The organism is Gammaproteobacteria bacterium (genome assembly GCA_035501935.1).
In the GTDB taxonomy this organism is placed as follows: domain Bacteria; phylum Pseudomonadota; class Gammaproteobacteria; order JAJPIJ01; family JAJPIJ01; genus JAJPIJ01.
Map to the genome: position 1 here is coordinate 57,246 of DATJVC010000019.1, position 9,114 is coordinate 66,359.

Below are 9,114 nucleotides of genomic sequence, written 5' to 3' on the forward strand. Positions count from 1 at the left end.
GATGAGGATTCCGGGCACCGCGCGACAAAGCGGATGGGCTGCGCAGTAGATTTAATCACGAGCTTTATTCACCTTCAATGCCGTGGATGGGCTTGACGGTATTCCAATTCTTGCACCCCGGGCACTGCCAGTGCAGCAGCCGCCCGGTGAAGCCGCATTGGTTGCATCGGTATACGGATTTGTTCTCCAGCAATTTGGCAACGAATTCCTTGAGCAGGAGAAAGTTGTCGCGCGCCCTTCCCTCGGCATGTGCCAGCGCGTAGTGCACCAGCCGCTCCAGCCCGCGCACACTGGGCCGCCGGTGCAGGGCGCCGCTCAGATACTCCAGGGCGGTATCGATGCCCTCGCGTTCGGCCAGCAATTCCGCCAGCAACAGCACCGGCGTAATGGCATTGTGCTTTTCCGCCAGGCCGCGCAGATAGATGGTGAACTCATCCATGCGTTTGAGCGAACGGTAACAGCGCAACAACGGGTCCATGGCCTCGGGGAGGAAATCGGGATCCTGTTCCTCGATATGCCGGTAGCGCTCCAGCGCTGATTGCAGATCACCGGCATCCTCCGCCGCCCTGCCCGCCATCAAATTGGCGCGCACGCACTTGGGATCCACCTCCAGCGCGGTGTCGACGAACTGCTGGGCGCGCGCAGGTTCGCGCTGGCGCCAGCTCTCCTCGGCCTGCTCGCAGTAGAAATGCGCAATCATCGGATGCAGGCTGCGGCCGGAGACCTGCTCCAGGCGGCGGGCGGTGTCGATGGCCTTGTTCCAGTCCTGCTCCTGCTGATAGATGTCGACCAGCTGTTTCAGCGACTGGCGGATGTGCATGCCGCCGTCCAGCAATTGCTTGAACAATTCCTCGGCGCGATCCAGCAGGCCCGCGCGCATGTAATCCATGCCCAGTTCCAGCATCGCCAGAGTGCGTTCCTCATCCGACAGGCTGCGGTTGCCGATCAGGTTCTGATGAATGCGGATGGCACGATCGACCTCACCGCGGCGACGGAAGAGATTGCCCAGGGCCAGGTGGGTTTCCACCATTTCACTCTCGATCTCCAGCACCTTGATGAAGACCTCAATGGCCTTGTCGGGCTGCTCATTCAACAGATAATTGATACCGCGGAAATAGTGCGGAGAAAGGCGCTGGCGGGCCTGGCGCGCCTGCGCCCGCCGATGCCGCTCGCCGCGCAGGGCCGCCAGCCAGCCGGAGGCGGCGGCCACCGGGAGCAACAACCAGAACAGGGCGACGCTATCGAAGGGCATTTGAACCAGCCGGAGAAGTGGGCGGCGGCAGCGCAGCAACCTGGCTCCGCCGCAATTGACGGCGCAGCCGCCAGTTCTGGCGCTTGAGTTTGAACAGGGGCCACAGCGAAGCCAGCGCCGCCAGCACGGCGCCGGCGAGCAGGCTTGCGGCCATCAGCACGGACAGCGGCCACTCGATGTGTCCGACGTAGTAATCAAACACCACCGGCCCGGGATTGCGGCTGTACAGCAGCCATCCCAGGGCCACGAGCAGCAGCCAGACGATCAATTTCAGCAGTCGCACCATCAGGGCACCGCGGGTCAGCGGCCGGGGGCCGGCCCACCGCGGGTTTCAGTATAGGGGCAGGCCCGCGGCGCCTGCAAAGGCATGTCTACGAAGCGGCGGCGGTGACGTTGACGCGCTCGCGCAGTTCCTTGCCGGGCTTGAAGTGCGGCACATGCTTGGCCGGCAGCATCACCGGTTCGCCGGACTTGGGATTGCGACCGACACGCGCCGGCCGGTAATGCAGGGAGAAACTGCCGAAACCGCGGATCTCGATGCGCGAGCCCAGCGACAGGGTGCTGGCCATGTGCTCCAGCATGGTGCGCACCGCCAGCTCGACATCGCGGTGTCCCAATTGCGTCTGTTTGCCGGCGAGTATTTCAATCAGTTCCGATTTGGTCATGCGCCCCCCTATAACCTGGCCTGCCCCCTGATGGTGCGGCGCCACCGGTAATGACAGCGACGCTGCGACGTCAGGATTATTTTGCGTCCAGCTTCTTTTTCAAAATATCACCCAAACGGGTGGTCACCGCATCCTTCTCTTGGCTGTACTCCTGCAACGCCGCCTGCTCCTCCTCGCTTTCCTTGGCGCGGATGGACAGCGTCAGGCTGCGTTTCTTGCGATCCACGCCCACCAGCAGGGCTTCGATCTCCTGGCCTTCCTTCAGCACCTTGCGGACGTCATCAACCTCGTTCTGTGACAGCTCGGAGGCGCGGAGCGTGCCCTCGACACCCTCGGCGAGCGTAATCACGGCGCCCTTGGCATCGATGCCCTTGACCACGCCCTTGACGATGCTGCCCTTCTCGTGCACGTCGAGATAATTCGACAGCGGATCCTTCTCCAGTTGCTTGATGCCAAGCGAAATACGCTCCCGCTCGGCGTCCACGGACAGCACAATGGCCTCCACCTGATCGCCCTTCTTGTAGCGACGCAACGCCTCCTCGCCGCTCTCGTTCCACGACAAATCCGAGAGATGCACGAGACCGTCGATGCCGCCCTCCAGGCCGATGAAAATGCCAAAATCCGTAATCGATTTGATGACGCCGGTCACCTTGTCGTTACGGTTGTGCTTGCCGGCGAAATCCTCCCACGGATTGGGCTGGCACTGCTTGATACCGAGCGACACGCGGCGGCGCTCCTCGTCGATATCCAGCACCATGACCTCGACCTCCTGGCCCACGTGCACCAGCTTCGAGGGATGCACGTTCTTGTTGGTCCAGTCCATCTCGGAGACATGCACCAGCCCCTCGACGCCGTCCTCGATCTCGACGAAGCAGCCGTAGTCGGCGATGTTGGTGACCTTGCCGAACAGCCGGGTCTTGACCGGATAGCGGCGCGCCAGATCGACCCACGGATCATCGCCCAATTGCTTCAGGCCCAGCGACACGCGCATGCGCTCGCGGTCGAACTTGAGCACCTTGACCTCGACCTCCTGGCCGATCTGCACCACCTCGGAGGGATGCTTGACGCGCTTCCATGCCATATCGGTGATGTGCAGCAGGCCGTCGATGCCGCCGAGATCGATGAAGGCGCCGTAATCGGTCAGATTCTTGACGATGCCCTTGATGGTGGCGCCTTCCTTCAGGCTGCTGATCAGGGTCTCACGTTCGGCGCTGCCCTCGCTTTCGACCACCGCGCGGCGGGAGACGACCACGTTGTTGCGCTTGCGATCGACCTTGATGATCTTGAACTCCAGCGGCTTGCCTTCCAGATAACTCGTGTCGCGCACCGGACGCACGTCGACCAGCGAGCCGGGCAGGAAGGCGCGCACGCCCTCGATGTCCACCGTGAATCCGCCCTTGACCTTTTCCGTGATCACGCCGGTGACCGTCTCGGCGGCCTCGGCGGCCTTCTCCAGCCGCGTCCACGCCATGGCGCGCTTGGCCTTCTCGCGGGAAAGCTTGGTCGCGCCGGTGCCGTCTTCCACGGCGTCCAGCGCCACGTCCACATGATCGCCTACGTTGATTTCGAGCCCCCCGCCCTCGGTGCGGAACTGCGCGGCGGGGATGAGACCTTCGGACTTCAGTCCGGCGTTGATGGTGACCCACTCTTCATCGATGGCCACCACGGTGCCGGTGACGATGGCGCCGGGCCGCATCTTGGCGCCACTGATACTCTGTTCAAATAATTCTGCGAAACTCTCCGTCATGATTGGAAAACCCTGGTTCCGGAGGCAGGACCCCCGTCCTCTACTGTGTAAACCGCGCTACTCGCGGGTTGTGGTTGAAATTTGATCCCGGTGCATTCGCGCCGGAATCCCTGACTGCTCCCTTGGATATTTCTTCCCACGTCGAACTGGCGTCAGGAAAATACCTTAAGAACTCAACAGTCCCTGCTCACGGACATATCGCATCACCTGCCCGATCACTGCCTCGATACCCAATGCCGTCGTATCGACCAGCTTGGCGTCGGCGGCCGGGATAAGCGGCGACACGGCGCGCCCGCGATCGCGTTCGTCGCGGGCGAGGATGTCCTCGAGAAGGGCGCGCAGACTAACATCAATCCCTTTTTGTTTCAACTGGTTATGGCGTCGCCGGGCGCGTTCCTCCGGACTGGCGGTTAGAAACAGTTTAAGCGCCGCATCGGGGAAAACCACGGTCCCCATATCGCGGCCATCGGCCACGAGCCCCGGAGGCTGCCGGAAGGCGCGCTGACGCTTGAGCAACGCCGCCCGCACGGAGGGAAAAGCCGCGACCCGGGAGGCCGCGCCACCTGCCTCCTCGGTGCGAATGGCGGCGCTGACATCGCCGCCATTGAGCAAAATGGCCATACCGTGTTCGGCGCGAGGATCCGGGACGAATCGCAAATCGAGGTTTGCCGCCAATGCCGCCAGAGGCTGTTCCGCAACCAGACTCACGCCGGCGCGTTGCGCCGCCAGGCCCACCACGCGGTACAGCGCGCCGCTGTCCAGAAAGTGCCAGCCCAGCGTCTGCGCCAGCCGCTGGCACACCGTGCCCTTGCCCGTGCCACTGGGTCCATCCACCGTGATCACCGGCACATTGCTCAAGGCTGCCCCCGTATTGCCAACCCGGCGGCTTGTGCGCATTCGACGAAACCGGGGAACGAGGTGGCGACGTTGGCGCAGTCACGGATTTTGATCGGCGCCGCGGCGCGCAGGGCGGCGATGGCGAACGACATCGCGACACGGTGATCGCCATGGCTGTCGATCTCCCCACCGTTGAAAATTGCAGCCCCATCCCCGCCTTTGCCCATGATGCGCATGCCATCCGCCAAGGGTTGGGCATCGATGCCCAGCCGTTGCAGGCCTTCTGCCATGACGGCGATACGATCACTTTCCTTCACGCGCAACTCCGCGGCGCCGGTCAATACAGTCTCGCCGGAAGCGGCGGCGGCGGCAATGAAGATGGCCGGGAATTCGTCGATGGCCGACGGCACCAAGCGCTCGTCGATGCGAATGCCGCACAAGGCACCACCGCGCACGCGTATGTCGGCGACCGGCTCACCGCCTGCCGTGCGTTCATTCAACAATCGCAGATCGGCGCCCATGGTCTTCAGGATATCGATGATGCCGGTGCGTGTCGGATTGACGCCGACATCCTTCAAGGTCACGTCGGAACCGGGCGTAATCGCGGCCCCAACCATGAAAAACGCAGCTGAGGAAATATCGGCCGGCACGGTAATCGGCGCTGCGCGCAACTGCTGGCCGCCGTGTATCGACACGCGAATGCCATCGACGTCGATCCCGACACCGAAGGTCTTAAGCATGCGCTCGGTATGATCGCGCGAGGGCGCAGGCTCGGTGATCGTGGTCACGCCGCTCGCATACAAACCCGCCAGGAGCAGGCAGGATTTCACCTGGGCACTGGCGACCGGCATCTCATAATCAATACCGGCAAGCTTTCTGTCGCCGTGAATGTAGAGCGGCGCCGTGCCGGCGGGCGTGGTGTCGATGCGCGCGCCCATCTGCGAAAGCGGTTCGACCACGCGACGCATCGGCCGCTTTGACAGGGACTCGTCGCCAACCAGCGTGGTATCGAATTTTTGTCCCGCCAGCAAACCCGTCAGCAGACGCATGGAAGTACCGGAGTTGCCGAGATTGAGCGGGCCGGCGGGCGCCTTCAAGCCATGCAGTCCCGCGCCATGCACCACCACCCGATCCCCGGTGCGCTCGATACGCACGCCCATGGTCCGGAAAGCGGCGACTGTAGCCAGCGTGTCCTCGCCTCCCAAAAATCCGCTGATATCGGTGACGCCTTCGGCGATCGCGCCCAGCATCAAGGCACGATGAGAGATGGACTTGTCGCCCGGCACGCGCAACGTGCCGCACAATTTTGCTCCCGGCTGCACTTCGAACTGCGGGTGGCCCTTCGAACTCATTTGCGCGGCGGCAGGGAATCGCGCAGCGCTTTCGCACGAGCGAAGATTTTTTCCAGCGCCGCGGCGTCCTGCGCGGCAACCGCAGCGCGAATGGTGTTCAGCGCAGCAAGATATTCATCCAAGGCCGTGAGCAGCGCTTCGCGATTGGCGAGCGCGATGTCGCGCCACATCACCGGCGGGCTCGAGGCCACGCGTGTCAGATCGCGGAACCCGCCGGCGGCGAAGCGCAGCACCTCGCTCTGCGGCTTTGTCGCGGCCAGCACGTCCGCGAGCGCATAGGCCACCAGATGCGGCAGATGGCTGGTACGGGCGAGGATGACGTCATGGTGGACGGCGTCCATCTGCTCCACCTGCGCGCCCACGAGCTCCCACATCCGCTGCACCTTCGACAATGCGCTCATACGCGTCTCGGGTTGCGGACAGAGGATGACGCGATGGCCGCTGTAAAGATCAGCAAAACCGGCCTCCACGCCGCTTTTCTCCGTGCCGGCAATGGGATGACCCGGCACAAAATCGGCAAAGCGCGCGCCGAGCGCCGTGCGCGCGTCCGCAATCACGTTCGCCTTGGCGCTGCCGGCGTCCGTCACCACGGTCTCCGGCGCCAGGTGATCGCGGATTTTTTCAAAGAGCGAGCGCATGGCGCCGATGGGCGTCGCCAGCATCACCACGTCGGCATCGCGAACGGCATGGATCGGGTCGGTTGAGTAGCGATCAATGACGCCGAGTGTGACCCCCTTCTCCAGATCGGCGGCGTTGCGACCGCAGCCGATCACCTCGCCCACCGCCCGCATGCGTTTCAGGGCCAGCGCCAGCGAACCGCCGATGAGACCGACGCCGATGACGGCCAGCCGCGTTATGAAAGGCACTTTGCTCACGGTCTCTATTTCCCCAATGACCTCTGCAGCGCCGTAAGGAAGCGCGCGCTTTCGGTTTCGAGGCCGACGGTAATGCGCAAATGCTCCGGCATACCGTAGTTGGCGATGGGCCGCACGATCACGCCCTGCCGCAGCAGCGTCTCGTAGACCACCGCGGCATCGCCCACCTTCACGCAGATGAAATTGCCAACGGAGGGGATGAATTCAAGTCCAAGTCCGCGGAAGCCCGCCTCCAGCTGTCGCAGGCCGCGCTCGTTCAGAGCAACGCTCTTTCGCACGTGCGCCTGATCTCGGAGTGCGGCGGCGGCACAGGCCAGCGCCAGGCCATTGACGTTGAACGGCTGGCGTACGCGATTCAATACATCCGCCACCTGCGGATGAGAAACGCCGTAGCCGATGCGCAAGCCCGCCAGCCCGTATATTTTCGAGAACGTGCGCGTGACCACCAGATTCGGAAATTCACCCAGCCAGCGCATGCTGTCGGGATATTCCGGATCAGTGACGAATTCGAAGTAGGCCTCGTCCACCACCGCGATCACGTGCGCCGGCAGCGCGCGCAGAAAACCGTGCAGCGCGTCGCGTTTGATCCACGTGCCGGTGGGGTTGTTTGGATTGGCGATGAACACGACCCGCGTCTGCGCGGAGAGCGCTTCGTGCATCGCCGCCAAATCATGGCCGTAATTACGCGCCGGCGTCACCACCGCGCGGCCGCCGACCGCCAGCGTCACCAGCGGATACACGGCGAAGGCATGCTCGGAGAAAATCACCTCGTCGCCCGGCGACACGAAGGCGCGCGCCACCAGTTCCAGCACGTCATTGGAACCGTTGCCGAGCGTGATCTGACTGGTGTCGATCTTGAGATGTCGGGACAGCGCCTGCTTGAGCGCGAAACCATTGCCGTCGGGATAGCGGTGCAGTTCAGTCGCCGCTTCTCCGATCATCGCGAGCGCCCCGGGGCTCGGTCCCAGCGGATTCTCGTTGGAGGCGAGCTTGATGACATCGGCGATGCCGTATTCGCGCTGCAACTCCTCAATCGGCTTGCCCGGCTGGTACGGTTGCAGACCGCGCACGCCCGGCACAGCCAGTTCCAGAACATCGCACCTCCTGGGCAACGCAGTCATGCCGGCGCAGGAGGTTTTCAAAGCACCGCGCGGGGATAGGAGCCCAGCAGCTTGACCATGGCGGCGCGTTCGCGCAAACGATCAATCGCTGCCGCCACCGGCGGGCTGTCGGTATGGCCCTCGATGTCCACGAAGAAATAGTAATCCCACATGCCGCGCCGCGACGGGCGCGATTCGATGCGCGTCATGCTGATGCCGCCCTCGGCGAAGGCGCCCAGAACGTGATGCAGCGCGCCGGGCTTGTTGGGCGTGGAAAACAAGAGCGAGGTCTTGTCATCGCCGCTGGGCGGCACGGACTCATGGCCGATGACCAGAAAGCGCGTGGTGTTGGATGGATCGTCCTCGATGCCGGCCGCCAGCGATCGCAAGCCGTATAACTCCGCCGCCGCCTCGCCGGCGATCGCGGCCGTGCCGGCCCTGGCGGCCGCACGGCGGGCGGCGCCGGCGTTACTGGACACCGGCTCGCGGACGGCGTGCGGCAATTCCTTGTCCAGCCAGTGCCGGCACTGAGCCAGCGCCTGTGCATGCGCGTACACGCGCCGCACGGTGCGGAGCGTTTTGCCCCTGCTCAGCAGATGATGGCGGATGCGCAACTCGACCTCGCCGCATATGGTCAGCGGTGATTGCATGAAGCTGTCGAGCGTGTGATGAATGACGCCTTCAATGGAATTTTCCACCGGCACGAGGCCATAGTGGCAGGCGCCCGCCTCAACCTCACGGAACACCTCTTCGATGGAGGCATGGGGCGCGGTCCTGACCGAGTGGCCGAAATGCTTGTGCGCGGCGGCCTGGGTATAGGTGCCTTCCGGGCCGAGATAGGCCACGCGCAACGGCTGCTCCAGCGCCAAGCAGGCCGACATGATCTCGCGGAACAACCGCGCGATTTCCTCATTGGCCAGCGGTCCGCAATTGCGTTCGAGAATGCGCCGCAGGATCTGCGCCTCGCGTTCCGGCCGGTAGCGGGTGGCTTCACCCTGCGCCTCCTTGACGCCGGCAACCTGGCCCGCCAGTGCCGCGCGTTGCGCGATCAAATCCAGCAATTGATCGTCCACGGCATCGATCTGCGCACGCAGGGATTCGAGATTGCGATTTTCTCCCCTGCCCCTGTTCCGATCTTTGCCCATGGTGTCACCCGATCAGGATTTCGCGTCCGCGTTCGACACGGGTTCCTCGCCGTTGCCGTTGCCGTTGCCGTTGCCGTTGCCGTTGCCGTTGCCGTTGCCGTTGCCGTTGCCGTTGCCGTTGCCGTTGCCGTTGCCGTTGCC

General features: G+C 63.7%; 9 protein-coding genes. All 9 read right to left on the reverse strand.

Going from position 1 to position 9,114, the window contains the following annotated elements; all coding sequences use genetic code 11:
• Window positions 1-64: 64 nt before the first annotated feature.
• Complete coding sequence (gene lapB, locus VMH34_05070) at window positions 65-1,252, reverse strand: lipopolysaccharide assembly protein LapB (protein ID HTT08143.1); 1,188 nt, start codon at window positions 1,250-1,252, stop codon at window positions 65-67.
• Complete coding sequence (locus VMH34_05075; protein ID HTT08144.1) at window positions 1,239-1,538, reverse strand: lipopolysaccharide assembly protein LapA domain-containing protein; 300 nt, start codon at window positions 1,536-1,538, stop codon at window positions 1,239-1,241. Before VMH34_05075 ends, lapB begins: the two co-directional genes overlap by 14 nt.
• Window positions 1,539-1,623: 85 nt before the next feature.
• On the reverse strand, window positions 1,624-1,917 hold the full coding sequence (locus VMH34_05080; protein HTT08145.1) for an integration host factor subunit beta: 294 nt from the start codon (window positions 1,915-1,917) through the stop codon (window positions 1,624-1,626).
• Window positions 1,918-1,993: 76 nt separating this feature from the next.
• Entirely contained in the window at window positions 1,994-3,664 is a 1,671-nt protein-coding gene (gene rpsA, locus VMH34_05085; protein ID HTT08146.1) for a 30S ribosomal protein S1, read from the reverse strand.
• 165 nt (window positions 3,665-3,829) lie between these two features.
• On the reverse strand, window positions 3,830-4,522 hold the full coding sequence (cmk, locus tag VMH34_05090) for a (d)CMP kinase (protein ID HTT08147.1): 693 nt from the start codon (window positions 4,520-4,522) through the stop codon (window positions 3,830-3,832).
• Complete coding sequence (aroA, locus tag VMH34_05095; GenBank protein ID HTT08148.1) at window positions 4,519-5,853, reverse strand: 3-phosphoshikimate 1-carboxyvinyltransferase; 1,335 nt, start codon at window positions 5,851-5,853, stop codon at window positions 4,519-4,521. The genes cmk and aroA overlap by 4 nt, the downstream gene beginning before the upstream one ends.
• Window positions 5,850-6,728 (reverse strand): prephenate dehydrogenase/arogenate dehydrogenase family protein, encoded by an 879-nt coding sequence (locus VMH34_05100; protein ID HTT08149.1) that lies wholly within the window; start codon window positions 6,726-6,728, stop codon window positions 5,850-5,852. Before VMH34_05100 ends, aroA begins: the two co-directional genes overlap by 4 nt.
• Before the next feature lie 5 nt (window positions 6,729-6,733).
• The gene (hisC, locus tag VMH34_05105) at window positions 6,734-7,849 is read right to left on the reverse strand and encodes a histidinol-phosphate transaminase (protein HTT08150.1); all 1,116 of its coding nucleotides are present in this window, start codon (window positions 7,847-7,849) and stop codon (window positions 6,734-6,736) included.
• Window positions 7,850-7,866: 17 nt separating this feature from the next.
• A complete protein-coding gene (pheA, locus tag VMH34_05110; protein HTT08151.1) occupies window positions 7,867-8,973 on the reverse strand; it encodes a prephenate dehydratase in 1,107 nt (368 codons plus the stop codon).
• Between the last annotated feature and the right edge of the window lie 141 nt (window positions 8,974-9,114).